The following is a 26,619-nucleotide window of genomic DNA, read 5'->3' on the forward strand; positions in this document are numbered from 1 at the left end:
GGCGATCATTGATCCTGAAAATGCGGGGTGCGGCGGTCGCGGAAGGCGGCGATGCCCTCGCGCCCGTCGGCGGTGCTGCCAGCCAACGCCCCAGCGATGGCCTCCAGCGTGGCGTCGCGTGATTCCTCGCCCTCGGCGGCGTTGACCAGCTGTTTGGCGAGTTGGGTGGCGATGGGGGCGCGGGCGGCGATGCGGTGGGCCAACGCCAGGGCTTCGGCCAGCCCCTCCCCGGTTGGACACACCCGATCGACCAACCCAAGCCCCAGCGCCTCGTCCGCCGTCACAAGATCGCCGGTCAGCACCAGACGGCGCACAGTCTGCGACCCGGCCCGGCGGGCCAGCCGTTGCGTGCCGCCCCAACCGGGCACGGTGGCGATGCCGCATTCGGGCAGACCGAGACGGGCGTGCGCCTCGGCGATCCGCAGGTCGGCAGTGGCGGCCAGTTCCAGCCCGCCGCCCAGCGCCACGCCGTTGAGCGCGGCGATCAGCGGTTGACGCAGCCGGGCCAGACGGTCGAACACCCGGTGGCCGTCGCGCACCCAGCGCCGCCACATGTCGAGCGGCTCCAACGCCGACCAACAGCCGATGTCCGCCCCGACGCAGAAGGCTTTCGGCCCCTGTCCGGTCAGCACGGCCACGCGCACCGCGCGATCCTGGTCGATGCGGTCGGCGATCCGTTCCAGTTCGGCCAGCATGGCGGGCGTCAACGCCCCCAGCTTCTCCGGACGATCCAACGTGACGACGGCGACCGCGCCGTCGATCTCCAGGCGCACGCCGTCAGCCATGGGACCGCTCCTTCAGACGAAGACCGAAGCGGCCCGGTTGGAACAACGCGGCGTCCATCAGGCGGAGGTCGCGCGCCACCAGCAGCGGCGTGTCGGACTGGGCCAGAACATCGCGGTCCAGGTCGATTCCCGGGGCGATCTCCACCACCATCAGACCGGCGGGCGTCAGGTCGATCACGCAGCGTTCGGTGACGTAGCGGATCTGTTGCCCGTTGGCGACCGCGCGCCGCCCGCTGAAGGAGACATGCTCCACCTCCGGCACGAATTTGCGCGTCTTGCCCTCCTTGACAATGCGCAGCGCGCCGTCATTGATCTCGAACTGCGCCCCGGCGGTGAAGAAGCCGCTGAAGACGATCTTGCGGGCGCGGGCGGTGATGTCGACAAAGCCACCGGCCCCGGCGGTGACGTGCGGGCGCGCTGCCAACCGGGACACATTCACGCAGCCGTCGCGGTCCACCTGCATGAAGGACAGCAGCGACGCGTCGAAGCCACCCCCCTGGAAATAGGTGAACTGATAGGGCGACGGCACAATGGCCTCAGCGTTTGCCGCGCAACCGAACTGGAAATTCAGCAGCGGCACACCGCCCACCGCCCCCTGCTCGATCACCCAGGTCACAGCCCCGTGCAGCCCCTCCTCCATCAGGACGCGCGGCACGTTGGCAGAAATGCCAAAACCCAGATTGACGGCGTCCCCATGGCGCAATTCCTGCGACACCCGGCGGGCGATGACGGTTTCCATCCCCCAGCCGGCCCCTTCGAACGAGGCGTCGGGACGCAGCACCTCGCCGCTGATGCCGGGGTCATAGACGGTCTGGGTCGTCTGCATCTGGTCGGGGGCAACGACGACGCAATCGACCAGGATGCCCGGCACATGGACGTTGAAGGGACGGATCGAGCCGCCGCGCGCCAGCCGCTTGACCTGCGCGATCACCAGCCCGCCGTTGTTGCGCACCGCCAACGCCTGATCCAGCGCGCCGAGATAGGCCCCCTCATGCTCGTAGCTGAGATTGCCGCGCTCGTCGGCGGTGGTGGCGCGGATAATCGCGACGGTCGGGGTGATGGTGGGGAAGAACAGCCACTCGTCGCCCTCGAACGGCATCTTGCGGACGATGGGCGTCTCGGCGGCCACCGCGTTCATGGCGCAGCCCTGCCGCGCCGGATCGACGAAGGTGTCCAGCCCGACCTTGGTCAACACGCCGGGGCGCTTGGCCGCCGCCTCACGGTGCAGGTCGAACAGGATGCCCGACGGCACGTTGTAGGCGGCCACCGTGTTCGCGGCGATCATCGCCCAGATGGCGGGCGACGCCATGCTGGATGGACCGCTGGGAAAGGAACCGGCCAGCACCCGGCGCAGCAGGCCGGGTTGGGCGATGTGGTCGATGCCCTTCACGCCGTACATGTCCCCGGCGGCGATGGGGTGCAGCGTGGTCAGCGCGCGCGGATGGCCGCTGTCGACGAAGCGGCGGCCCAGCGCTGCCAGCACCGCGTCGGGACAGCCGAGCGCGCTGGAGGAGCTGACGGTGACAACCGCCTCATCGGGAATGAGGGCGACCGCCGCGTCGGCGGACAGAACCCGGATGCGGGAGCTGGGCGGGTGAGCTGGGGGCAGGGGTGCGGATCGGGACATGAAACGGGTGCCTCGGGGGACGGGGGTCAGGACGGCGACGGCGAAAGCCGGGACCGACCGGAACCGGAGGGGTCAGTCGAGGGTGACGGGAACACAACGCCCGCTGGCGGCGGCCTCGCGCACGGCCAAGGCGAAGGCGAGGGAACGCAACCCATCCTCGCCATCCGCCGCTGGCGCACCGGTGCCGCGCACGGAGTCGTGAAAAGCGCGGACGGCGCGGACATACAGATTTTCCGGCGACACGGGCAATTCGCGCTCGCCGTCCGCCGTGCGCAGCAGGACGGAGCCGACCGGGCGTTGGGTCATCACGTCGCGGGCAATCAAGGATCCGGCGGTCCCGTGCACCTCGAAACCGGTCCCGCCGTGACGCACGGTGAAGGCGTCATGGATCTGGGCGATCAGGCCGGAGCGGAAACGGGCGATGGTCATCGCGCCATCCTCCAAACCCTCCTGCCCCAGCCCACCCCGCTGGCTCATCGCCACGACTTCGACCGGTTCGTCGTCCAGCACGAAACGCAGGGTGTCGGCGTCGTGCACGGTGATGTCGAGGATGACTCCACCGCCCGCTTGCGGCTTGTCGAGGCGCCAACCCTGAAGGTGCGGCGGCAGGAACACGGCGTGGGCGACACGGGCGGCGATGGGCGTGCCGATCAAGCCGTCCTTGATCGCCTGCCGCATGGCCCGGTGCGGGGCGGCGTTGCGCAGATGGTGGTTGGTGGCGAACCGCACCCCCGCCGCCGCGCAGGCCTCGGCCATGGCGCGGGCGTCGGCCAAGGTCAGAGCCAGCGGCTTTTCGCACAGCACATGCTTGCCGGCCTTGGCCGCAGCGATGGCCTGGTCGCGGTGCAGCTCGTTGGTGGTGCTGATGTAGACGGCGTTCACCGCCGGATCGGCCAGCAGCGCGTCGAGCTGGTCATAGGACCGGGGGATGCCGTGGCGGGCGGCGTAGGCGGTCCCTCGTTCGGCGTTGGCGCTCATCACCGCGACGACCGCGCCATCGGGTTGGGCGCGGAAGGCGTCGATCATCCATTCGCTGGCAATCGTGCTGGCACCAACAAGGCCCCAGCCAATCGGGGAAAGCCCAATCGGGTCGGTCATGGTCGAAATCCGTTTGTTTCAGGACGGGCCGAAGCGGCGCGTCAGGTGTTCGGTCGATACCGGTCCTGGCCGGGCGGGCCGGAGGAGGCACGGACGACGAGGCGGACCTCGCCGATGTGATCCCCCGTCGGTTCGCCCCGCAATTCGGACAGCAGCAGATGGGCCGCCCGTTCGCCCAGCGTGCGGCAGGACACCGCCACCGTGGTCAAGGGCGGGGTGGTGTGGGCGGCGTTGGCGATGTCGTCGAACCCGACCACAGCAAGATCCCGTCCGGCCTGCAAGCCGCGCTCCCACAACCCATGCAGCGCGCCGAAGGCGACCGCGTCGTTGAAGCACAGGACCGCCGTCGGTGGGTCGGCGATGGACAGCAGGGCACCGACCCCGGCGAGACCACCGTCGCGGTTGGGCCGTTCCTCCACAATCAACCCCGGATCGGCGGGCAGACCCGCCGCCGCCAACGCGGCCTGGTAGCCCTGGCAGCGGTCCTCCATCACCACCATGCCGGGCCGCCCGCCCAGAAAGGCGATGCGGCGATGGCCCAGCCCGATCAGATGCTCCGTCGCCAGCCGCGCGCCACCGACATTGTCAGGGGCGACGCTGCGGAAATCCACGCCCGGGATGCGGCGCATCACCGTGACGATGGGCAGACGCCAGCTCATGATCTCGTGGGCGAACCCCTCGTCGGTGCCGATGGCCGGGCAGAACAGGAAGCCCGCCGCCCCATGCTCGCGCATCGCCTGCATGACCCGCGCCTGACGGCTGGGATCCTCGCCGGTGTTGGCCAGCAGCGGAATGAAACCCGCCGTCTGCAGCGCCCGCTCGATCCCCACGGCGATTTCAGCGAAGAAGGGGTTGGTCAGGTCGTTGATGACCATGCCCAACACCTCCGACGTCTTGCGCCGCAGGTTGGCCGCCCCCCGGTTGTAGACGTAGCCCAACCGGTCCATCGCCGCCAACACGCGGTCGCGGGTGTCGTCCTTCACCAGCTCGCTGCCTTGCAGGACCAGCGACACGGTCGATTTCGACACGCCCGCCTCGTGGGCGATGTCGATCATCGTGACCTTGCGGGTGGGGGAGGACATGCGTGGTTTCCTTTGATCGTTGGGTGGCTTGGTCCGGAGGTTCCAGCTTTGCCGCCCTTCAATTTGGAACGTTCCAAATTTTTCGTCCAGAACAATCGCGCGACGATGATCACTCACCATCAACCGCCGATAGGGGTTGGATTGTCTTGGAAAACGCTTTGGAAGCGCCGTTTGGAACGTTCCAAATTGATAATCCTCCACCGTTCGCCTGTCAAGCAATGTTGTGTGGCCCAAACTGATTTTCCCATCGCCCGGACGCCGCAAGGCGGGCTACAAGCGGGACACAACCGACACCGGAGGATTCACGGGCGATGACGGCCATCCGAAAACGCGGGCGCGACCCGGTGGAAAGCCAACGCCGCCTGTTGGAATCCGCCCTGCTCCATTTCGCCCGCGCCGGGCTGAACGGCGCGCGGGTGGAGGAGATTGTGGCCGACGCCGGTCTGTCGCAACGGATGCTCTACCATTATTTCGGCGACAAGGAGGGGCTGTATGTCGCCACGCTGGAGCACGCCTACGAAGGCATCCGCCGGGCCGAAGCGGCGCTGGATCTGGCGTCCCTGCCGCCGTTGGACGGCATCCGCCGCCTGACCGAATTCACCTATGACTACTACCACGCCGAACCCGCCTGCATGGCGTTGCTGCACCAGGAAAATCTGCTCGATGGCCGCTTCGTCCGTCGCTCCGACCGGGCGCGGGCGCTGCAGGCCACCCTGTTGGACAGTCTGGACGACCTGATTCGGCGCGGGCGGACAGACGGTGTCATCCGCCGCCCGATCGACGCTGTGCAGCTGTACATCGACATCGCCGGGTTGGCCTATTTCGCCCTGTCAAACCGTCACACCCTGTCCGCCATCTTTGGCCGTGATCTCGGCGATCCGGCCTTTTTGGCCGAGCGGCGACGGCACATCGGTGACGTCGTCATCGCCGCCGTCACCGCCCCTCCCCTCGCAGCGGAGGCGGTCACAACGCCACAGGTCACAGCGGATCGATCAGGATCGCCCGGAAATCGTTGACATTGGTGCGCGTCGGCCCCGTCACCAACAGGTTGCCCAGTCCGGCGAAAAAGCCATAGGAATCGTTGCGGGCCAGATGGTCCGCCGCCGACAGCCCGATCCCTGCGGCGCGGGCCAACGTGTCGGGACCGACCAGCGCGCCCGCGTTGTCCTCGCTGCCGTCAATCCCGTCGGTGTCGGCGGCCAGCGCGTGGACTCCTTTGGCGTCCTCCCCCAAGGCCACGGCGAGGGCCAGGGCGAATTCGGCGTTGCGCCCGCCCCGCCCGCCAGCGCCACCGCGCAGCGTCACCGTGGTTTCCCCGCCGCTGAGGATGACGCAGGGGGCGGCCACCGGCACGCCATAGCGGCGGATGGAGCGCACCAAACCGGCATGGACCCGCGCCACCTCGCGCGATTCCCCCTCGATGGCGTCACCCAGAACCAACGGCGCACAGCCCAGCGACCGCGCCAGTTCGGCCGCGCGGGTCAAGCTGGTGTGGGCGCTGGCGATCACCCGCGCGCGCTTGTTGGCAAAGACCGGCCCTTGCGGGTCGGGGCTGTCCGCCGCCGGGCTGTCCAGCCACGCCGCCAGCGCCGGGCCGGGGTCGATGCCGTGGTCGGCCAGCACCGCGCGGGCCTGCGCCCGCGTGCTGTGGTCCGGCACGGTGGGGCCGGAGGCGATCAGCCCCGGATCGTCGCCCGGCACGTCGGACACCACCAACGTCAGCATCGGTGTGTCCGGCGCGGCGGCGGCCAGACGCCCACCCAGCGCCAGCGAGCAATGCTTGCGAACCGTGTTCATCGCGGCGATGTCGGCCCCCGACCCCAACAACGCCCGATGCAGCGCCTGGAGATCGGCCAGCGTCACCCCCTCCGGCGGCAGGGTCAGCAGCGCCGATCCACCGCCCGACATCAGGGCAATGATAAGATCGTCCGGCCCCAACCCGGCCAGTTGATCGAACAGGGCGCGGGACGCCGCCACCCCGTCGGCGTCGGGAACCGGGTGGGCGGCCTCCAGCACGCGGATGCGACCGGTCGGCGCGCCGTGGCCGTGGCGCGTGACCACCACCCCCTCCAGCGGACCGGGCCACAGCGCTTCGAACGCGGCGGCCATCTCCGCCGCCGCTTTGCCAGCCCCGATCACCACCGTCCGCCCCTTGGGCGGCGGCGGCAGATGGGTCCGCAGAGCCGCGTCAGGCCGGGCGGCGGCCACCGCCGCGTCGAACAGCGCGCGCAGGGTGGTGAAGGCGCGGGAATCAGCGTCGCCGCTCATCGCCGTCACCCCACACCGTGCAAAGTCAACAGCGCGCGCATCCGCCGCACCGCCAGATCGGGATTGCGCAGCAGCCCGGCGCGGTCGGCCAACCGGAAAACCTCCGCGTAATGCCGGATGCCACGGGCCGACTGCATGCCGCCGATCATGGTGAAATGGTCCTGATGGCCGTTCAGCCACGCCATGAACACGACCCCCGCCTTGTAGAACTGGGTCGGAGCTTCGAAAATGGCGCGCGACAACGGGATGGTCGGCTCCATGATCGCGGCGTAGCGGGCGTGGTCGTCCTCGGCCAGGGCCTGCAAGGCGGCGGACGCGGCGGGCGCAATGGGATCGAAGATACCGAGCAGCGCGTGGGAGTGCCGCCGCCCGTCCCCGGCGATCAAGGCCGGGTAGTTGAAATCGTCACCGGTGTACATCGCCACCCCGGCGGGCAGCCGATCGCGCAGGCGGATTTCCTTGTCCTGATCCAGCAGCGAAATCTTGATGCCGTCGATCCTGTCGGCGTGCGCGGTGATGAGCGCCACCACCCGGTCCAGCGCCGTGTCGAAATCGTCGGTGCCCCAATAGCCCGCCAAGGCCGGGTCGAACATCGCCCCCAACCAATGCAGGATGACCTTGCCGCTGGCCTGCCCGATGAGACGGCCATAGACCGCGTCATAGTCGTCGGCGGAGCGGGCGGCGCGGACCAGCGCCCGGCTGGCCATCAGGATGGCCCGGCCCCCGACCTCCTCGACCACGGCCAACTGCTCCTCATAGGCGCGGATGACGGAATCGAGCGTGACGTCGGGCGTGGCCGCCAGTTGGTCGGTGCCGACACCGCAGGCCAGATCGGCCCCGGCGTGGTGGCGGGACAGCGCGACCGAGCGGCGGATCAACGCGGCGGCGGCGGGCCAATCCAGCCCCATCCCGCGCTGGGAGGTGTCCATCGCCTCCGCGATCTTGAATCCCAGCCCCCACAGGCGTTCGCGGTAGGCCAGCGTCGCGTCCCAGTCGATGGCCCCGCCGGTGGTCCAAGGGCTGTCGCTGTCCAGCGGCTTGGCCACCACATGGGCGGCGGCGTAGGCCACGCGCGTCCATGAGCGGGCGGCGGCGGGACGGGTGTCGGGAAAGGACGAGGCGGCGGACAGCCGATGCGGTTCCAGCCCCCCGTCGCGGGTGGGCAGCGTGATGGTGGCCATGGGCAAAACCTCCCTGGGCGCGATTTTATGATGTAACTAATTACTTACTTAATCGCGCCACGCCGGTCAACACCGTTTGCACGGTCAACCATCCTCCAAACGCACGCATCAAACGCTCACAGACGGCCCTGACTGGCGTCCGTCCGATCCCGATCGTCTCCCCAACGGTGTGGCGCGACGCTGTGACGGCCAACAGCGTCGCGCAAGCCGCAGGCACGCCCGCCGTCAGACGATGCCGCCGCCCCCGCCAACAGCGGCCGGGCGCTTGGCCCCGACCGTCCGGCGATAGCCGCTGTCGCGGTAGGCGCGGATCGGGTCGATGGCCCCGCCCGCGTCCTGCCGGGCCTTGGCCAGGATCGGTTCGACATCGGTGCGGAACGCCTGTTTGAGCGTTTCCGACGCCATCAGCGCGTCATTCTCCTCCTGGAAGCCCGCCAGAGCCACGCGGTCCACCAACAACGCCTGGACATAGGCGCGGCGGATTTCGTTGGCCGAGCGGATCAGGCTTTCAATCGGGTCGGTGACGTTGTGCGACTGGTCGATCATGTGGGCCGGGCGCAGCGCGTCCAGCCGCTCCCCGGCCTCCACCAGCTCGTTGAAGACCAGGAACAGGCGGAACGGGTCGATGGATCCGGTGTCGAGATCGTCGTCACCATAGCGGGAATCGTTGAAATGGAACCCGCCCAGCTTCCCGGCCCGGATCAGGCGGGCGACGATCTGCTCGATGTTGACGTTGGGCGCGTGGTGGCCCAGATCGACCAGACAGAAGGCCTTCGCCCCCAGCTCCTGCGCCGTCATCAGGCTGGTGCCCCAATCCTGCACGACGGTGGAGTAGAAGGCCGGTTCGTACATCTTGTGTTCGGAGAACACCCGCCAATCGTCCGGCAGGGCCGCCGCGATCCGCTTCATCGAGTCCAGATAGCGGTCGAAGGCACGGCCCAGATCGGCTTGACCGGCGAAGTTGGAGCCGTCGCCCACCCACACCGTCAGCGCGGTGGAGCCGATGGCCCGGCCCAGCTCGATGGTGGCGAGGTTGTGTTCCACCGCCTGATCCCGCACCGCCCGGTCGGTGTGCGAGAGCGACCCATATTTGTAGGACAGCGGTTGGCGCGGATCCTTCGGGTGATCCTGGAAGGTGTTGGAGTTCATGGCGTCGAACCCCAGCCCCAGGCTGTCGGCCTTGGCCTTCAGCTCTGCCGGGTCCGCCGCGTCCCACGGGATGTGCAGCGACACGCGCGGCGTGGCCCGGCCCAACTGGTGGATCACCGCGCAATCGTCCAGCTTTTCAAAGATGCCGCGCGGCTCGCCCACGCCGGGAAAGCGGGCGAAGCGGGTCCCGCCGGTGCCCACGCCCCAGGAGGGGACGGCGACGAAGAAGGCCGCCGCCTTGGCGGTCAGCGCGTCGATGTCCACCCCGCGCCGGGCGAGCTTCTCCCCCAGCGCGGCGTAATCGGCGGCCTGCGCGGCCGCCAGGGTCTCGTTCGACCGTTCGATCACGGCGGTGGTGATCGGCAATGCGGTCATGGTCGTTCTCCCCATACGATGGCTGGCGCGGGTCAGCGCGTGAAGGATTGGGCGTTGCCCGCGTCGACGTTCAGGATGTTGCCCGTCGATTTCGCCGCGCTGTCCGACGCGAGGAAACCGATGGCCTCGGCCACGTCTTCCGGGTAGACCGACCGCTTCAACAGGGACCGGTTGCGGTAATGCTCCTCAAGCTGATCGACCGACAGGTTGGACGACGCCGCGCGCTGCTCGCGCCACTCGCCGGTCCAGATCTTGGAGCCGCGCAGCACCGCGTCGGGGTTGACGACGTTGACGCGCACGCCGATGGGCGCGCCTTCCAGCGCCAGACAACGGGCAAGATGGATTTCCGCCGCCTTGGCCGTGCAATAGGCTGCCGCGTTGGGCGACGCGGCCAGACCGTTCTTGGACGCCACGAACACCACCGATCCGCCCAGACCCTGGCGGCGGAACAGGCGGAAGCCCTCGCGCGCCACCAGAAAATAGCCGGTGGCGAGGATGTCCATGTTGCGGGTCCACAGCGACAACTCCGTCGCCTCGATCGGGGCGGAAGACGCGATGCCCGCGTTGGACACCAGAATGTCCAAACCGCCAAATTCGACGCACGCGGCGGCAAAACCTTCGCGCACGGCGGCCTCGTCGGTCACGTCCAGCGTCACCGCGCGCACCGCATCGGCCCCGAAACCGCGCGCCAGCGCCGCCTTGGTCGCCTCCAGCGCTTCGGCGTCGATGTCGGCCAGCACGACGCAGGCCCCATCGCGCAGCAGCCGTTCGGCGGTGGAGCGGCCGATGCCGCCCGCCGCCCCTGTGACCAGCGCCACCCGCCCGGCCAGCGCCTTGGGCTTGGGCATCCGTTGCAGCTTGGCTTCTTCCAACAGCCAATATTCGATGTCGAAGGCCTCCTGCTCCGGCAAACCGCAATAGCGGCTGACGGAGGACGCCCCGCGCATCACGTTGATGGCGTTGACGTAGAACTCACCGGCGATGCGCGCCGTCGCCTTGTCACGGGCGAAGGTCAGCATGCCCACGCCGGGAACCAGATAGACGATGGCGTTGGGGTCGCGCATGGCGGGCGAGTCGGGGCGGCGGCAGCGCTCGTAATAGCCCGCGTAATCGTGGCGGTAGGCATCGACCGCCCCCGGCAACCCGTCGATCACCGCATCCAGATTGTCGGCCGCCGGGTCGAACCCCAGCACGAGCGGGCGGATCTTGGTGCGCAGGAAATGGTCGGGGCAGGAGGTGCCCAGCGCCGCCAGGGCGGGCAGATCGCGGGAATTGACGAACTCCAGCACCGCGTCGCTGTCGTCGAAATGGCCGACCTTCTTCTCATCGGCGCCGATCAGGCCGCGAATCTCCGGCATCAACCGGGCGGCAACCGCACGGCGGGCCGCCGGATCCAGCGACGCCACCGCCGCCCCGCCAAAGGCGGCCTTGCCCGCCGTTTCGCCGTCGAACCAGGCGATGGCGCGGTTGATGACGCGCAAGGTGGTTTCGTAGCACTCCTTGGAGCTGTCGCCCCAGGTGAACAGGCCGTGGCCTTCCAGAACCACGCCCTTGGCGGTCGGGTTGGCCGCCGCGAAGGCCGCCAGATCCAACCCCAGTTGGAAGCCCGGACGCCGCCAGGGCAACCAGCCGATCTCACCGCCATAGACCGCCTCGGTCAGGGCGCGGCTGTTCTCGGTGGCGGCGATGGCGATCACCGCGTCGGGGTGCATGTGATCGACGTGGCGGAAGGGCAGATAGGCGTGCAGCGGCGTGTCGATGGACGCGGCGCGCGGGTTCAGGTTGAAGGTGCAATGGGGCAGATAGCCGACCATCTCATCCTCCTGCGCCTCGCCCTTGTACAGCGCGCGCAGTCGGTTGAGCTTGTCGAGATACAGGGTGGAAAAACCGTCGAGCGCCATCGTGCCGACGTCGCCGCCCGACCCCTTCACCCACAGGACCGTCACCGTTTCCCCGGTCAAGGGATCGGCCATGTCGATCTTGCCGGAGGTGTTGCCGCCGCCGTAGTTGGTGATGCGCTTGTCCGACCCCAGAAGGTTGGAGCGGTAGAGCAGCCGCCCCGGTTCGTCCATCGCGTCGGCGACCGCGTCGTTCCACCGATTGTCCAGGCGCTGCGCGCCGCTCAGGTCCTGCATGTCCTCTCCTCCCCAGGCGTTGCCCGGCGGTCCAGAGCCGCCGCTGATGGGGCACACCATGGTCGTTAGTTTCGTCAAAAGTCAACATGAACGATCATGTTCAATCACAACAGATCGTGATCTGAAAAATTTTGATTGGAAATGATTGACACAGGTCGTTGGTTGGGGCAACAGTTTGTGCAAGGGAGGATCGCATGCTCGAAAGCGAACGCCATCGGATCATCGTGGGGCTGGTGCAAAGCCGGTCGGTTGCGTCCGTCGCCGATCTGGCGGAATTGACCGGCGCGTCCGACGCCACCATCCGCCGCGACATCGCCGCGCTGGCGCTGCAAAAGAAGCTGCGCAAGGTGCGCGGCGGGGCGGAGGCGCTGTCGCCATCCCCCTATGGCAGCATCGCCGGACGCCCGTTCCGGGTGGCGGAAGGCTTGAATCAGACGGAAAAACGGCTGATCGCCCGCGCGGCGGTGGATCTGTGCGAACCCGGCGACGCCATCATCATCAATGGCGGAACCACCACCTTTCAGATGGTCCATCACATGACCGACCGTCCGATGCAGGTGATGACCAACTCCTTCATGATCGCCGAGCATCTCATCAAGCATTCCAAATGCACGGTGCTGCTGCCCGCCGGTGCCGTTTACCGTGAGCAGGGCCTGATCCTCAGCCCGTTTGAAAACGACGGAATCGCTCATTTCCGCGCACGGCGCATGTTCATGGGTGCGCAAAGCGTGTCGGCTTATGGCGTGGGTGAAGGCGATCCGCTCATCATCCAGTCCGAACAGCGCCTGATGCGCCAGGCCGACGAGCTGGTGATCCTGGTCGATTCCTCCAAGTTCGACGCCCGCTCCGCCATGATCGTCGTGCCGCTGGAGCGCGCGCACACCATCGTCACCGACGACGGCATCAGCGACGCCGCCGCCCGCATGATCGAAGCCGCTGGCGTCCGTCTGATCGTCGCCGCCGCCGCCAAGGGACGGGAGGCGTCGCCCGAGGTCGCCTGACCGCCCCCACCACCGCCTTTTGCGGAATCAGGCCCGCGACAAGACGGGATGACCCAACAAACACACGCCTGGGAGGAAACCAAGAATGTCGTTCTGGAAGTCCATGGTTCTGCCGGTGGCGCTGGCCGTCGGTCTGGTCGCCACCCCGGCCGCCGCGCAGGACAAGATCCGCATCGCGCTGGTGGTCAAATCGCTGGGCAACGGCTTTTTCGAAGCCGCCCGCCGGGGGGCCGAGGACGCCGCCAAGGAGGTCGGCAACGTCGAGATCATCTACACCGGCCCGACCTCCACCACCGCCGAAGGCCAGATCGAGGTCATCAACTCCCTGATTTCGCAAAAGGTGGACGCCATCGCCGTGTCCGCCAACGACCCCGACGCGCTGGTTCCCGCGCTGAGCAAGGCGATGCAGCGCGGCATCAAGGTGATTTCGTGGGATTCGGGGGTGTCGGCCAAGGGCCGCATGCTGCACCTGAACCCGTCGTCCAACGCGCTGATCGGTGCCACCAACCTGAAGCTGGCCGCCGCCACCCTGCCCGACGGCAAGGGCAACGTCGCCATCCTGTCGGCCACCGCCACCTCGACCAACCAGAACATCTGGATCGAGGAGATGAAGAAGGCGTTGCCGAAATTCCCCGGCATGACGATCGTCACCACCGTCTACGGCGACGACCTGTCGGACAAAAGCTATCGCGAAACCCAAGCGCTGCTGAAGGCCCACCCGGAGGTCAAGACCATCATCGCCCCGACCTCCGTCGGCATCGTCGCCGCCGCCCAGGCGGTGAAGGACGCGGGCAAGATCGGCCAGGTCCACGTCACCGGCCTTGGCCTGCCGTCCGAAATGGCCGGGGCGATCAAGTCGGGGGCCAGCAAGTCCTTTGCCATCTGGAATCCCATCGATCTCGGTTACACCGCCACCCTGCTCGCCTATGATCTGGTGAAGAGCAAGGCGACCAGCGTCGCGCCGGGGACCAAGCTGAAGGCCGGGCGCATGGGCGAGATCACCATCGGCGACAACGCCGAAGCGGCGATGAGCGAGCCGTTCACCTACGACGCCTCCAACATCGACCAGTTCGCCAAGATCTTCTGATCGGGCGCTGCGGCGGGGACAGGCGGGTGGCCCGGACCGGGCGACCCGCCCTTTTCCGCCGAACGCATCCCCGCGCGCGCCCGCGCGCCCTCGCTTCCACAGCGCTCCGCCTGTCCCGCCCACCCGACCGGAAGGCGTTCCCATGACCACGCCCACGCCTGTTCCGCCCGCGCGCGCCCAGCACGCGTCCGCCCAGGACACTCGCCTGCTGGAGATGCGCGGCATCACCAAGCTGTTTCCCGGCGTCCGCGCCCTGTCCGATGTCAACCTGACCCTGCGCGCCGGGCGCGTCACCGCGCTGATCGGCGAAAACGGGGCGGGCAAATCGACGCTGGTCAAGACCATGACCGGCATTTACCGCCCCGACGGCGGCGACATCCGGATCGACGGCGCGCCGGTGGTCTTCACCGCCCCCGCCATGGCCGAATCCGCCGGGATCACCGCCATCCACCAGGAAACCGTTCTGTTCGACGAGTTGAGCGTGGCGGAGAACATCTTCGCCGGTCACGCGCCGACCACGCGCTTTGGCCTGATCGACCGCAAGGCGATGCTGGCGCGCGCCGGGGCGCTGCTGCGCACGCTCGACGCGCCGTTCGGCCCCCACACGCGGCTGAAGGATCTGTCCATCGGCCAACGCCATCTGGTGGCGGTCGCCCGCGCCCTGTCGGTGGAGGCGCGCGTCATCATCATGGACGAACCCACCGCCGCCCTGTCGCAGAAGGAAGCCGACGAGCTGTTCGCCATCGTCGAACGGCTGAAGGCGCAGGGCCGCGCCATCCTGTTCATCAGCCACAAATTCGAAGAGGTCTTCCGCATCGCCGACGATTACGCGGTGTTCCGCGACGGCCGGTCGGTCGGGGCCGGGGCGCTGGCCGACACCGACCAGGCGGAGATCGTCCGCCTGATGGTTGGCCGCCCGGTCGAACAGACCTTTCCCAAGCTGGCGGTCACGCCCGGCGAACTGGTGCTGGAGGTGGAGGATTACGCCCACCCGACCGAGTTCGACGGCGTGTCCTTCCAACTGCGGCGCGGCGAGATTCTGGGCCTTTACGGGCTGGTCGGGGCTGGACGGTCGGAGTTCTGCCAATCCCTGTTCGGCATCACCCGTCCGTCGCGCGGCCGGTTGCGGATCAAGGGGCGCGACACCGTCATCCGCAGCCCCGGCGACGCCATCCGCGCCGGTCTGGTCTATGTGCCAGAGGAGCGGGGGCGGCATGGGGCCGTGCTGGCGATGCCCATCGTGGACAACATGACACTCGCCACCCTGCCGGAGGTCAGCCGATACGGCGTGATCAGCCGCGCGCGGGAATTCGCGCTGGCCCGCCGTTACGCCGAACGGCTCGACCTGCGCGCGGCCTCGCTGTCGCAACCGGTCGGGACCCTGTCGGGCGGCAACCAGCAAAAAATCGTCATCAGCAAATGGCTGGCGACCCAACCGGACATCATCATTCTGGACGAACCGTCCAAGGGCATCGACATCGGGTCCAAGGCCGCCGTCCACGGCTTCATCAGCGAACTGGCGGCGCAGGGGCTGGCCGTCATCATGATCTCGTCGGAACTGCCGGAGATTCTGGGCATGAGCGACCGGGTTCTGGTGATGCGCGAGGGCCGCCCGATCCACCTGTACGACCGCGCCGGGCTGACCGCCGAAACGCTGGTGCGCGCCGCCACCGGCAACACCGATTCCCACCCGGAGCTTGCGGCATGACCCTCCTGAACAGGCTGCTGAAATCGCGCGAGGCGCTGCTGTCGGTCGCCGGAACCGCGCTGTTGGGCCTGATCGCCCTGCGCGCACCGGGCTTCGTCGCCCCCGGCAATCTGGCGTCGGTCTTCACCGACACCGCCATCCTCATCATCCTGGCCATCGGTCAGACGGCGGTGATCCTCACCCGCTCCATCGACCTGTCAGTCGCCGCCAATCTGGCGCTGACCGGCATGGCCGGGGCGATGCTGAACGCCGCCCACCCGGAGATTCCGGTCCCGCTGCTGGTGCTGGCCTCCGCCGCCATGGGCATGGCGCTGGGGGCGGTGAACGGGCTGCTGGTGTGGAAGGTCGGCTTGCCGTCCATCGTCGTCACGCTGGGGACGCTCACCATCTTCCGGGGCAGCGCCTTTGTGCTGTCGGGGGGCGAGTGGGTGAACACCTTTCAAATGTCGCCCGCCTATCTGGCGCTGCCGCGCGAAACGCTGCTGGGGCTGCCGATGCTGGCGTGGCTGGCGGTGGCGGTGATCGGTCTGGCCGCGCTCGGCTTTGCCCGCAGCCCGGTGGGCCGTGCGCTGTACGCCGTCGGCGGCAACCCGGTGGCGGCGGTCTATGCCGGGATCGACGCGGGCCGCACCGTGTTCCGCGCCTTTTGCGTGTCGGGTCTGCTCGCCGGTCTGTGCGGCTATCTGTGGGTGTCGCGCTTCGCCGTCGCCTATGTCGACATCGCCGCCGGGTTCGAGCTGGACGTGATCGCCGCCTGCGTGATCGGCGGCGTGTCGATCAGCGGCGGGGTGGGGTCGGTGGCGGGGGCGGTTCTGGGGGCGCTGTTTCTCGGCGTCATCAAGAACGCGCTGCCGGTCGTCGGCGTTTCCCCCTTTTGGCAGATGAGCATTTCCGGGGCGATCATCATCGCCGCCGTCCTTCTCAACACGCGGGCCGAGCGCCGCAAGGGCCGCATCATCCTCCGCCACCGCGCCACCACCGGACAGGAGGCCGGAGCATGACTATGCTGACACCCAACGCCCCTTTCAGCACCGGGCAGAACCGGGCCGGGCAAGACCGGGCCGGGCAAAACCGAAGCGGACCGGACCGCGCGCCCAGCCCCACCCCGCCCATGCGCCGGATTCCCGACCGCACCGACGCGCCGCTGACGGCGCTGCTGAAAAGCTGGGAAGCGCTGCTGCTGCTGCTGGCCGCCGCGATCTTCACCGCCAACAGCTTCGCCTCGCCCTATTTCCTCGATGTGTGGAACCTGTCGGACGCCACCTTCAATTTCACCGAAAAGGCCATCGTCGCCCTGGCGCTCGCCTTCGTCATCCTGGCCGGGGAGATCGACATTTCGGTCGCCGGGATCATCGCGCTGTCCTCCACCCTGATGGGGGCGACCGCCGCCGCCGGGCAGCCGATGCCGGTGGTGGTCGGGGTCGGTCTGCTCACCGGGCTGGCCTGTGGCGCGGTCAACGGGCTGCTCGTCACCGGGCTGGAGTTGCCCTCCATCGTCGCCACCATCGGCACGATGAGCCTGTTTCGCGGCTTGGCCTATGGCATCCTCGGCGATGGGGCCTACACCCGCTACCCGGAGGGGTTCGCCTATTTCGGCCAGGGCTATGTCTGGGAATGGCTGTCGTTTGAAGTCACGGTCTTCCTGGGGCTGGCGCTGCTGGCCGGGTTCCTGCTGCACCGCACCAGCCTGGGCCGCGCGGTGCGGGCCATCGGCCACAACCCGACCGCCGCCGCCTTTTCCGGCCTGAAGGTGCGGCGGATCAAATTCTGGTTGTTCGCCGCGACCGGGCTGGCCGCCGGGGTGGCGTCGGTGATGCTGACCAGCCGCCTGGGATCGACCCGCCCGTCCATCGCCACCGGGTGGGAGCTGGAAATCGTCACCATGGTGGTGCTGGGCGGCGTGGCGATCACCGGCGGCGTCGGGACCATCCCCGGCGTGGTGCTGGCCGCACTGGTCATGGGGCTGCTCACCTTTGGCCTGGGGCTGCTCAACGTGTCGGGCATCATCATGTCGATCGTCGTCGGCGTCATGCTGATCGCCGTCATCGCCCTGCCCGTTCTGGCCCGCAAACTGTCCAACCGGATGCGGAGAACCACGCCATGACCACCCCCAACGCCAACACGCACGAGAAGATCGCCTTCCGCATGGTGCTGAAACCGGGGATGGCGGCCGAATACCAGGCCCGCCACGACCGCATCTTTCCCGAACTGGTGACGCTGTTGAAACAGGCCGGGGTCAGCGATTACTCGATCCACCTCGATCCCGACACCCACCATCTGTTCGCCGTGCTGTGGCGGCGGCGCGACCATGGGATGGACGCGCTGCCCGCCCACCCGGTGATGCAACGCTGGTGGGCGATGATGGCCGACCTGATGGCGGTGCAGCCCGACAACGCGCCGGTGGTCACGCCGCTGCCCACCCTGTTCCATCTGGCCTGAGGCAGGATCACGTTCCGCATGTTCCCCCACCCGTCGCCCCGCTTCATCGCCGTCGTCGACATCGGCAAGACCAACGCCAAGCTGGTGGTGCATGATCTGGCGGAGCGCACCGACCGCGTCGTCGCCAGCCAGCCCAACCGGGTGTTGACCGACGGCCCCTATCCCCACGCCGACGCCGACGGGCTGTGGGCCTTTCTGCTGGATGGGCTGGCCCGTGCCGCCGCGCAGGGCCGGGTGGACGCGCTGTCGATCACCACCCACGGGGCCGCCGCCGCCCTGGTGGATGGAGATGTGGATGGTGACGGCCTCGTCCTGCCGATCCTGGATTACGAAAGCCCGCTGCCGGACGACACCACGCCGGACTATGACCGGCTGCGCCCGGCCTTTGCCGACAGCGGATCGCCGCCGCTGCCCGGCGGTTTGAATTTGGGGCGGCAAGTGTTCTGGTTGCAGCGCCGCTTCCCCGACGCCTTCGCCAAAGCCCGCCACATCCTGACCTACCCGCAATACTGGGCGTGGCGGTTGAGCGGCGTGGCGGCGAGCGAGGCAACCTCGCTCGGCTGCCACACCGATCTGTGGGAACCGGCCAAGGGCGGCTTGTCCGCTCTGGTGGACCGCGCGGGCTGGCGCGGCCTGTTCCCGCCGCTGCGCTCCGCCTTCGACGCGCTGGGGCCGCTGCGGCCGGAGATCGCCGCGCGGGTCGGGCTGGGGCCGATCCCGGTCCATTGCGGCATCCACGACTCCAACGCCTCGCTGCTGCCGCACATTCTGGCCCGCCCGGCCCCGCTGTCGGTGGTGTCGACCGGCACCTGGATCATCGCGCTGGCGGTCGGCGGGTCGCTGGCCGGGCTGGATCCGGCCCGCGACGCGCTGGCGAATGTGGACGCGCTGGGCCGCCCGGTTCCCTCCGCCCGTTTCATGGGCGGGCGGGTGTACGACCGGCTGACCAACCGCGACCCCACCGCGCCCAGCGACGCCGATCTGGACCGGGTGTTGACCGACGCCATCACCGTCCACACCCCCGACGGCGCGCCGGACCGCTGGAGCCACGACCCGGCCAGCCTGACGCCGGGCGAACGGGCGGCGGCGGCCAGCCTGCGTTGCGCCCTGACCACGGCGGCGATGCTCGACACGTTGCGCGCCGACGGCCCGACCATCGTCGAGGGGCCGTTCGCCCGCAACCGCCTGTTCCTGCGCGCCCTGGCCGCACGGACGGGACGCCCGGTCGCCGCCTCCCCCAGCGCCACCGGAACCAGCGCCGGAGCGGCCCGGCTGGCCCTGCCCCCCACCGCCCCGGCGGCGGCCCCGCCGGATCATCGCATGGAACCCCCAGACCCTGCCCTCGCCGCCCGGTTGACAGGTTACGCGTCCGATTGTTCCTGATTTGGGTGAGCGTGTGGACGGGTCGGGTGCTTCGCCGTTCCGGATGACCGCGCCGCCCGCCAATCCGCAAACGGAATCACCATGGCGGAGGCGGCGATCACCAGCGCGCCGATCAGGCTGAGCGGGTTCGGCAGCAGGCCGAAGATCAGCGCGTCGAACGCCAGCGCCCAGACCAGCGCGGTGTAATCGAACGGGGCCTGGGTGGACACCGACGCCCGCGCCATCCCTTCGATCATGGTGATGTGGGCCAGACCACCGGCGATGCCCGCCGCAAACAGGGCGGCCAACGTGGGCCAGCTGGTTTCGCTCCAGCCGAAGGGCCAGCTTGCCAAGCCGCCCAGCGCGCACAGGGCGGCGAAGTAAAAGGCGATGGTTCCCGGCGCGTCGGTCGCCGTCAGCGCCTTGATCTGCACCCGCCCGGCGGCGGTGCACACCGACATCGCCAGACCGGCGGCCACCCCGATCAGGGTGTCGTGGTCCAGGGTCGGTCCTTCGAAAGCCGGGGCGAGCATCAAGGCAACCCCGCCGAACCCCGCCAGCGCCGCCCCGATCACCAAGGCTCCCGGCCGTTCACGCAGGGCGACCATCGCCACCGGCACGGCCAGCAACGGGGCGAGGAACCCCAGCGCCGTGGCGAGCGCCAAGGGCAGATAGGCGAGCGAGACGAAGGACAGCACCATCGCCACCCCGCCGAACAGGTTGCGCTTGATGTGGCCCATTGGCTGCCGGGTTTTCAGGGCCTGCGGGAACTGCCCGCGCCAGATCAGGTACAGGATGATCGGCGGCAGGGCGAGCGCGCAGCGGTAAAAGACGATCTGCCCGATCGGCACATCCACCGTCGCCATCCGGATGAACAGCGACATCACGACGAACAATCCGGCGGAGGCGAGCCGGAACGCGGCTCCGCTGCCGCCCTCCGACGGTTCCGCTGAGGGGACCGGCATGATCGGCGTTTCCTTTTGTGATGATGCGTTTGATGACGTTCCGAAACGTCGGAATCGCCCGGCTGTCCCAGCGCCCGGTTATCCCAGCGCTTGCGTCGCCAGGGCGTAGGTGACGGGGCAATCCGGGCCGCGCGCGTCCGGGTTCAGCAAGGGCGCGCTCCCCAGCGACATGGTCAGCACCGTGTCATGAATGCGCAGGCCCGACCGGGCGAGGAACAGCGGAAACGCCCCCTCGTCCAGGTGGGTGTCCAGGCGCAGGAACGCGCCGTCATGCGCGTCCACATGCGGGCTGACGACGGCGACCGCGTCCTCGTCCAACCCGGCGACCACGGGACCGACCACATGCCCGCGCCCAAAGGGACGGCACAGGGAAAAGGCAACCAGCGCGCCATCACGCTCCACACCATAGCCGACCGACTGGGCGAACAGCCGCGCGATCAGGCCGGTGCGCGCGGTGCCGAAGGCGCGCGCGTCGAGCGCCGTCACCGCCGCGAGGTCCGTGGCCTCCAAGCGACGGACCGACGGCGCGTTCGCCGCCGGTGGGTCCGACCGCCGCGCCTCGCCCTGGCATTGGAACACGGTGCGGTTGGGCTGGAAGCCGAGCGAGCGGTACAGCGCCAGCGCCGCGCGGGTGGCGCTGAGGCGGTAATTGCGCCCGGCGGACGCGGCCAGCACCCGTTTCATCAGCCATTCCCCCACCCCCAGCGCTTGCAGCCGGGGCGAGGTGATGACCATGCCGATGGTGGCGAAATCATCGCCATGGGGAAACCACATGGCCGATCCCAGCACCCGGTCGATCTCGTCCAGGGCAACATAGCCGTGCCCGACCTCGCGGGTGAACTGCCAATCCTCCGCCCGATGCGGCCAGCCGACCGAAATCGACAGCGCTTGCAGGCGGTCCAGGTCGATGTCGGCGATGTCGGCGATCCGCACGTCGTAGGCGTCCACCGTCCGCGACTCCGGCAACGCCTCGTCGCCCGCAAAGCTGTGTTCGCTCACCGCGTCCTCCTGCCCTTCGTTCGGCGACCGCGCGTTCGGGCCGCGCGTTCGCGGACCATCAACCACCCCAAAGCCGTCCCTGATGGTAGCGGCGCATCCACCGCACAAATCACCGCAGAACGCCGGGCCTGCACAACAATCCTCCAAATCGCCGGTGCATTCAGCATGGAATTGAGCGTCCGGACGCTAAGATCGTGACGTCGGGACCGGCACAGCCCCGGCCTCATCCCACGCAACCACCACACCACAGACACCCCCGACGCCCGCCGCGCGTCGTGGGGGGAGGGACCGCTGTCATGACCGTGATCGCCATCCTGAAGGATCTGATCGCCGTTCCCTCCGTCGTCGGGACCCCCAACGCCGCCATCGTCGAAACGATCCGCGCGATCCTGAACGCCGCCGGGGCGCGGGTGCGGGTGCTGCCGGGGCCGGAGGGCGACCGTTTCAACCTGTTCGCCACCATCGGCCCGGCGATGGTTCCGGGCTATGTCCTGTCCGGTCATATGGACGTGGTCCCCGCCACCGAACCCGAATGGACCAGCGACCCGTTCCAGATGCGCGCCGACGGCGATTGCTTTTACGGGCGCGGCACCTCGGACATGAAGGGGTTCATTGCGGCGGCGCTGGCCGCCCTGCCCGCGATCACCGCCGCCCCGCTCGCCCGGCCCATCCATTTCGCCTTCACCTATGATGAGGAGGCCGGGTGCCAGGGCGCGCCGCATCTTCTGCCGCATCTGCCCAGCGCCTGCGCCCCGCCGATGGGCGTCATCGTTGGCGAGCCGAGCGGCCTGCGCGCCATCCGCGCCCACAAGGGCAAGGCGGCGGCCCGCCTGACCATCCGGGGCCGGGCGGGCCATTCCTCCCGCCCCGACCAGGGGTTGAACGCCATCCACGCGATGACCGACGCGCTGACCGCCGCCGTGGTCCAGGCCGAACGGCTGACCCATGGCCCGATGGATTCCGTGTTCGAGCCGCCCTACTCCTCCTTGCAGGTCGGCACGCTTCAGGGCGGCCGGGCGGTCAACATCATCCCCGATCACTGCACCGCCGAGTTCGAGGCCCGCGCCATCGCCGGGGTCAACCCCTCCACCCTGCTGGAGCCAGTGCGGCAGGCCGCCGAACGGTTGGAGGCGCAGGGCTTCGCCGTCGATTGGACGGAGACGAGTTCCTACCCCGCCCTGTCCCTGCCCGCCCGCTCCCCGCTCGCCCGGTTGCTGGAGGAGTTGACGGGGCAGGAACCCTTGGCCGCCGTCAGCTATGGGACCGAAGCCGGGCTGTACCAGACCGCCGGGATGGACGCGATCATCTGCGGCCCCGGCGACATTTCCCGCGCGCACCGCCCCAACGAACACATCCGCCTCGATGAGTTGCACGCCTGCCAATCGATGATCGAGGCGCTGGCGGCCCGCTGCCGTCTCTGATCCCGAGCCATCCAACCGGAACCATCAAGGACCGCGCATGACCTTCCTGTTCCATTCGGACGCCGCGCGCGGCGCGATCTTCGCCCAAGCTTTCGCCCGCGAGCTTCCCGAGATTCCCTTTTCCATGGATCCGGTCGGCGTCGATCCCGACGCGGTGCGCTACCTCATCACCTGGACGATCCCGGACACTCTGGCCCGTTACCGCAATCTGGAGATGGTCTTTTCCATCGGGGCCGGGGTGGACCAATTCACCATGGCCGCCCTGCCCGACCATGTGAAGGTCGTCCGCATGGTGGAGGACGGCATCGTCCGCATGATGCAGGAATACGCCACCATGGCCGTGCTGTCGCTGCACCGCCAGATCCCGGCCTACCGCGCGCAGCAGGCCCAAGGCGTTTGGCGCGCCCTGCCGCAGCCGCAGGCGGCCCAGCGCCGGGTCGGCGTGCTGGGGTTGGGGGTGCTGGGTCAGGCGGTGTTGGAGCGGCTGAAGCCCTTCGGCTTCCCGCTGGCGGGGTGGAGCCGCTCACCACGCCAGTTGGACGGCGTGACCTGCCACCATGGCGCGGACGGGCTGGACGCGATGCTGGCCGGGACGGACATCCTGATCGTGCTGCTGCCATTGACGCCGGACACGCGCGGATTCCTCGACGCGGCGCTGCTGGCCAAGCTGCCCAAGGGGGCCGCGCTGGTCCACACCGGGCGCGGGCCGCAATTGGACCACGCCGCCCTGCTGGACGCGCTCGACAGCGGCCATCTCTCCGGCGCGGTGGTCGATGTGACCGACCCGGAACCGCTGCCGTCCGATCATCCTTTCTGGTCTCATCCCGCCATCCTGCTGACCCCGCACATCGCCAGCGTCACCCAGCCCGACAGCGCCGCCCAGGCGGTCATAGCCAATCTGCGCCGCCACCGCGCCGGGCTGGATCCGGTCGGGCTGGTCGACCGGCAACGCGGCTACTGACGCCGTCCGGTCCCGTCTTTGCCCCTTCACCGTGTTTTCCACGCGGCCCCGCCGCTTCTGACCAAAGGCTTTCCCATGTCGCTGCTCAAGACCATCGATCCGAACCCGACCTTCGCCCCGCGCGAATCCGGCCCGCTGCCGGAACGGCTGATCGCCGGGTCGCCCGCCTTCAAGACCTGGGCGCAGGACGCCGCCAAGAACGACACGATCCTGACCGGCGTGTGGGAAGCCACCCCGGGCGAAACCCGCTCGATCAAGGGCGAAACCTTTGAATTCTGCCACATCCTGGCGGGCGTCGTCGAAATCACCCCGGATGGCGGCGAGCCGGTGGTCTACCGCGCGGGTGACAGCTTCGTCATGAAGCCGGGCTTCGTCGGCGTCTGGAAGACCATCGAGACGGTCCGCAAGATCTACGTCACCATCACCTGAGGACGCGTCATGAGCCTGACCTTTGACCCGGATCGCCTGCCGCTGCCCATCGGCCATTGGATCGGCGACCGCCTGATTCCAGCGTCGGGCGAAGGGCTGCGGATGCGCCGTCCGTCCGACGGTCGGGCTTACGCCGACTGCCCGGTGGCCTCCGCCGATCTCGTGGACGAGGCGGTGGCCACCGCGCAGGCCGCCCTGAAGACCAGCAACTGGGGCAACCTGCGCCCGCGCGAGCGCACCAACATCCTGCACCGCTGGGCCACCCTGATCGAGGCGGAGGCCGAAACCCTGGCGAAGGTGGAGGCGCTGTCCTCCACCCGCCCGGTCGGCCAGCTCGTCGCCGGGGACGTCGCGGTCACAGCCGAACAGATCCGCTTCTTCGCCGAATTCGCCGACAAGGAGGGTGGCGACCTCGCCCCCACCGACGACGGCAGCCTCGGTTTGGTGATGACGGAGCCGTATGGCGTCGTCGGCGCGATCACGCCGTGGAATTTTCCGCTGTCGATGGCGGGCTGGAAGCTTGGCCCGGCGCTGGCGGCGGGCAACGCCGTGGTGCTGAAGCCGTCGGAAATGACGCCCTTCTCCACCGTGCTGCTGGCGCAACTGGCGGTGAAAGCCGGTTTGCCCGCCGGTCTGATCAACATCGTCTTGGGCGACGGCCCGACCACCGGGGCGGCCATCACCCGCCATCCCGGCATCGCCAAGGTCAGCTTCACCGGATCGACGGCGGCGGGATCGGCGATCATGGCCGACATCGCGCGGACCGGGGTCAAACCGATGACGCTGGAGCTGGGCGGCAAAAGCCCGCAAATCGTCTTCGCCGACGCCGATCTGGACAAGGCCGCCGCCGCCATCGCCACCAGCGTGCTGTCCAACGCCGGGCAAGCCTGCGTCGCCGGGTCGCGCCTGCTGGTGGAACGGTCGGTGGCCGACGCGCTGCTGGAGCGGATTGTGGGCCACATGCGCGCCGTCCGCCCCGGCCCGACCTGGAACGCCGACACGCGTTATTCCCCGATCATCTCCGAACGGCAGCGCGACCGCATCCACGCCATCGTCTCGGCCTCGCTCACCGGTTCGGTGGAGTGCCTGACCGGCGGCGGGCCGATGGACGGCGATGGCTATTTCTACGCGCCCACGCTGCTTGACGGCGTCGATCAGACCTCCCCCGCCGTGATGGAGGAGATTTTTGGCCCGGTCCTGACCGTGCAGCGGTTTGATGCGGAGGAGGAGGCGATGGCGCTCGCCGACCATCCCACCTACGGGCTGGCCGCCGGTCTCTACACCCGCGACCTGTCGCGCGCGCTGCGCCTGACCCGGCGGCTTCCCGCCGGGACGGTCTGGGTCAACCGCTATGGCCGGTCCCGCGACCACATCCTGCCGACCGGCGGCTACAAACGCTCCGGCATCGGCAAGGATCTGGGGCGCGAGGCGTATCTGTCCAACCGCCGCAGCAAAAGCGTGCTGATCGGCCTGTGAAGAGGCGAGAGATGAAGACCCATTCCATTGCGATCATCAAGGGCGACGGCATCGGGCACGCGGTGATCGATTCCGCGTGGGAGGTGTTGCAGACCGTGGCCAAGGGATCCGGCTTCGCGCTGGAGGGAACCGCCCTGCCCTGGTCCTGCGCCCATTACAAGGACACCGGCGCGATGATGCCCGCCGACGGCATCGACACGCTGCGCCGCTTCGACGCCATCTTGCTGGGGGCGGTTGGTTGGCCGGCGGAGGTGCCGGATTCGGTGTCGCTGCACGGGCTGCTGTTGCCGATCCGCAAGGCGTTCGACCAATACGCCAACGTCCGCCCGCACCGGCTGTTGCCGGGGGTGGAGGGGCCGTTGCGGCGCGGCGGCTTCGACATCCTGTGCGTGCGCGAGAACACCGAGGGCGAGTATGCCGGGGCCGGTGGCCGCGTCCATCAAGGCACGGCGCAAGAGGTGGCGGTGGAAACCGGCATCTTCACCCGCATGGGGGTGGAACGCATCCTGCGCTTCGCCTTCGCCCAGGCCCGCGCCCGGCGCGGCAAGCTCGCCTCCGTCACCAAATCGAACGCGCAGAAGCATTCGATGGTCTTCTGGGACGAGATCACCCGCCAACTGGCCGCCGAACACCCCGACGTCGAGGTGACGAGCTATCACGTCGACGCCATGGCCGCGCGCATGGTGACGAACCCGGACAGCCTGGACGTGGTGGTGGCCTCCAACCTGTTCGGCGACATCCTGACCGATCTGGGCGCGGCGATCCAGGGCGGCTTGGGCTTTGCCGCCTCGGCCAACCTCAACCCCAGCCGCAACGCCCCGTCGATGTTCGAGCCGGTGCACGGCTCCGCCCCCGACATCGCCCATCTCGGCATCGCCAACCCCATCGCCGCCATCTGGTCCGGTGCCATGATGCTGGAGCATCTGGGGGAAAAGGCCGCCGCCGACCAAGTGATGGCCGCGCTGAGCGCGACCACCGCGCGCGGCGTCGGGACCGTCCCCGGCAAGGACCGCACCGACGTCATCACCGCCGCCGTGCTGTCGGCCCTGTCCTGACCGCACCCCACCCCGC

23 protein-coding genes are annotated in these 26,619 nt (G+C 68.8%); 13 read left to right on the forward strand and 10 right to left on the reverse strand.

Annotated elements, in window-relative coordinates; genetic code table 11:
• Positions 1 to 5: 5 nt before the first annotated feature.
• The 4 genes from EJ903_RS14535 to EJ903_RS14550 all read right to left on the reverse strand — a co-directional run bounded on the left by EJ903_RS14535 (position 6) and on the right by EJ903_RS14550 (position 4,592).
• Entirely contained in the window at positions 6 to 785 is a 780-nt protein-coding gene (locus tag EJ903_RS14535; RefSeq protein ID WP_126616665.1) for an enoyl-CoA hydratase/isomerase family protein, read from the reverse strand.
• Entirely contained in the window at positions 778 to 2,412 is a 1,635-nt protein-coding gene (locus EJ903_RS14540; protein WP_126616667.1) for an acyl CoA:acetate/3-ketoacid CoA transferase, read from the reverse strand. The genes EJ903_RS14535 and EJ903_RS14540 overlap by 8 nt, the downstream gene beginning before the upstream one ends.
• Positions 2,413 to 2,484: 72 nt before the next feature.
• The gene (locus EJ903_RS14545) at positions 2,485 to 3,510 is read right to left on the reverse strand and encodes a Gfo/Idh/MocA family protein (protein ID WP_126616669.1); all 1,026 of its coding nucleotides are present in this window, start codon (positions 3,508 to 3,510) and stop codon (positions 2,485 to 2,487) included.
• 41 nt (positions 3,511 to 3,551) lie between these two features.
• Positions 3,552 to 4,592 (reverse strand): LacI family DNA-binding transcriptional regulator, encoded by a 1,041-nt coding sequence (locus EJ903_RS14550; RefSeq protein ID WP_126616671.1) that lies wholly within the window; start codon positions 4,590 to 4,592, stop codon positions 3,552 to 3,554.
• 311 nt (positions 4,593 to 4,903) lie between these two features.
• On the opposite strand from EJ903_RS14550, the gene EJ903_RS14555 reads away from it, so the two are divergent.
• A complete protein-coding gene (locus tag EJ903_RS14555; protein WP_126616673.1) occupies positions 4,904 to 5,608 on the forward strand; it encodes a TetR/AcrR family transcriptional regulator in 705 nt (234 codons plus the stop codon).
• Here the strand turns inward: EJ903_RS14555 and EJ903_RS14560 are convergent.
• From EJ903_RS14560 to EJ903_RS14575, 4 genes are all read right to left on the reverse strand, one after another.
• Complete coding sequence (locus EJ903_RS14560) at positions 5,571 to 6,860, reverse strand: glycerate kinase type-2 family protein (protein WP_126616675.1); 1,290 nt, start codon at positions 6,858 to 6,860, stop codon at positions 5,571 to 5,573. The two genes, EJ903_RS14555 and EJ903_RS14560, sit on opposite strands and share 38 nt — an antisense overlap.
• Positions 6,861 to 6,865: 5 nt before the next feature.
• Positions 6,866 to 8,041, reverse strand: coding sequence for a dihydrodipicolinate synthase family protein (locus tag EJ903_RS14565; RefSeq protein WP_126616677.1), 1,176 nt, complete (start codon positions 8,039 to 8,041; stop codon positions 6,866 to 6,868).
• 225 nt (positions 8,042 to 8,266) lie between these two features.
• Entirely contained in the window at positions 8,267 to 9,565 is a 1,299-nt protein-coding gene (rhaI, locus tag EJ903_RS14570; RefSeq protein WP_126616679.1) for an L-rhamnose catabolism isomerase, read from the reverse strand.
• Between the two features lie 32 nt (positions 9,566 to 9,597).
• Entirely contained in the window at positions 9,598 to 11,700 is a 2,103-nt protein-coding gene (locus tag EJ903_RS14575; RefSeq protein WP_126616681.1) for a bifunctional rhamnulose-1-phosphate aldolase/short-chain dehydrogenase, read from the reverse strand.
• A gap of 194 nt (positions 11,701 to 11,894) precedes the next feature.
• On the opposite strand from EJ903_RS14575, the gene EJ903_RS14580 reads away from it, so the two are divergent.
• The 7 genes from EJ903_RS14580 to EJ903_RS14610 all read left to right on the forward strand — a co-directional run bounded on the left by EJ903_RS14580 (position 11,895) and on the right by EJ903_RS14610 (position 19,318).
• Positions 11,895 to 12,701: a DeoR/GlpR family DNA-binding transcription regulator gene (locus tag EJ903_RS14580; protein ID WP_126616683.1), complete on the forward strand. Its 807-nt coding sequence runs from the start codon at positions 11,895 to 11,897 to the stop codon at positions 12,699 to 12,701.
• A gap of 85 nt (positions 12,702 to 12,786) precedes the next feature.
• Positions 12,787 to 13,788 (forward strand): rhamnose ABC transporter substrate-binding protein, encoded by a 1,002-nt coding sequence (gene rhaS, locus EJ903_RS14585; protein ID WP_126616685.1) that lies wholly within the window; start codon positions 12,787 to 12,789, stop codon positions 13,786 to 13,788.
• 142 nt (positions 13,789 to 13,930) lie between these two features.
• Positions 13,931 to 15,496: a sugar ABC transporter ATP-binding protein gene (locus EJ903_RS14590; protein ID WP_126616687.1), complete on the forward strand. Its 1,566-nt coding sequence runs from the start codon at positions 13,931 to 13,933 to the stop codon at positions 15,494 to 15,496.
• Complete coding sequence (locus EJ903_RS14595; protein ID WP_126616689.1) at positions 15,493 to 16,497, forward strand: ABC transporter permease; 1,005 nt, start codon at positions 15,493 to 15,495, stop codon at positions 16,495 to 16,497. Before EJ903_RS14590 ends, EJ903_RS14595 begins: the two co-directional genes overlap by 4 nt.
• On the forward strand, positions 16,494 to 17,600 hold the full coding sequence (locus tag EJ903_RS14600; RefSeq protein ID WP_210211445.1) for an ABC transporter permease: 1,107 nt from the start codon (positions 16,494 to 16,496) through the stop codon (positions 17,598 to 17,600). The genes EJ903_RS14595 and EJ903_RS14600 overlap by 4 nt, the downstream gene beginning before the upstream one ends.
• Complete coding sequence (locus tag EJ903_RS14605) at positions 17,597 to 17,935, forward strand: L-rhamnose mutarotase (protein ID WP_126616691.1); 339 nt, start codon at positions 17,597 to 17,599, stop codon at positions 17,933 to 17,935. Before EJ903_RS14600 ends, EJ903_RS14605 begins: the two co-directional genes overlap by 4 nt.
• Before the next feature lie 18 nt (positions 17,936 to 17,953).
• Positions 17,954 to 19,318 (forward strand): FGGY-family carbohydrate kinase, encoded by a 1,365-nt coding sequence (locus tag EJ903_RS14610; RefSeq protein WP_126616693.1) that lies wholly within the window; start codon positions 17,954 to 17,956, stop codon positions 19,316 to 19,318.
• Here EJ903_RS14610 and EJ903_RS14615 read toward each other — a convergent pair.
• Both EJ903_RS14615 and EJ903_RS14620 read right to left on the reverse strand, forming a co-directional pair.
• A complete protein-coding gene (locus tag EJ903_RS14615; RefSeq protein WP_126616695.1) occupies positions 19,297 to 20,262 on the reverse strand; it encodes a DMT family transporter in 966 nt (321 codons plus the stop codon). The two genes, EJ903_RS14610 and EJ903_RS14615, sit on opposite strands and share 22 nt — an antisense overlap.
• A gap of 78 nt (positions 20,263 to 20,340) precedes the next feature.
• A complete protein-coding gene (locus EJ903_RS14620; protein ID WP_210211446.1) occupies positions 20,341 to 21,261 on the reverse strand; it encodes a GNAT family N-acetyltransferase in 921 nt (306 codons plus the stop codon).
• A 296-nt stretch (positions 21,262 to 21,557) separates the two neighbouring features.
• On the opposite strand from EJ903_RS14620, the gene argE reads away from it, so the two are divergent.
• The 5 genes from argE (at position 21,558) to EJ903_RS14645 (ending at position 26,603) form a co-directional block, all read left to right on the forward strand.
• Complete coding sequence (gene argE / locus EJ903_RS14625) at positions 21,558 to 22,682, forward strand: acetylornithine deacetylase (RefSeq protein WP_126616697.1); 1,125 nt, start codon at positions 21,558 to 21,560, stop codon at positions 22,680 to 22,682.
• Positions 22,683 to 22,719: 37 nt separating this feature from the next.
• Positions 22,720 to 23,643: a 2-hydroxyacid dehydrogenase gene (locus EJ903_RS14630; RefSeq protein ID WP_126616699.1), complete on the forward strand. Its 924-nt coding sequence runs from the start codon at positions 22,720 to 22,722 to the stop codon at positions 23,641 to 23,643.
• Between the two features lie 75 nt (positions 23,644 to 23,718).
• Entirely contained in the window at positions 23,719 to 24,072 is a 354-nt protein-coding gene (locus tag EJ903_RS14635) for a cupin domain-containing protein (RefSeq protein ID WP_126616701.1), read from the forward strand.
• Positions 24,073 to 24,081: 9 nt separating this feature from the next.
• A complete protein-coding gene (locus EJ903_RS14640) occupies positions 24,082 to 25,548 on the forward strand; it encodes an aldehyde dehydrogenase family protein (RefSeq protein WP_126616703.1) in 1,467 nt (488 codons plus the stop codon).
• A gap of 11 nt (positions 25,549 to 25,559) precedes the next feature.
• A complete protein-coding gene (locus tag EJ903_RS14645) occupies positions 25,560 to 26,603 on the forward strand; it encodes a tartrate dehydrogenase (protein ID WP_126616705.1) in 1,044 nt (347 codons plus the stop codon).
• The last annotated feature ends 16 nt before the right edge of the window (positions 26,604 to 26,619 follow it).

Origin of the sequence: Azospirillum griseum (genome assembly GCF_003966125.1) — a bacterium.
GTDB classification, from domain to species: domain Bacteria; phylum Pseudomonadota; class Alphaproteobacteria; order Azospirillales; family Azospirillaceae; genus Azospirillum; species Azospirillum griseum.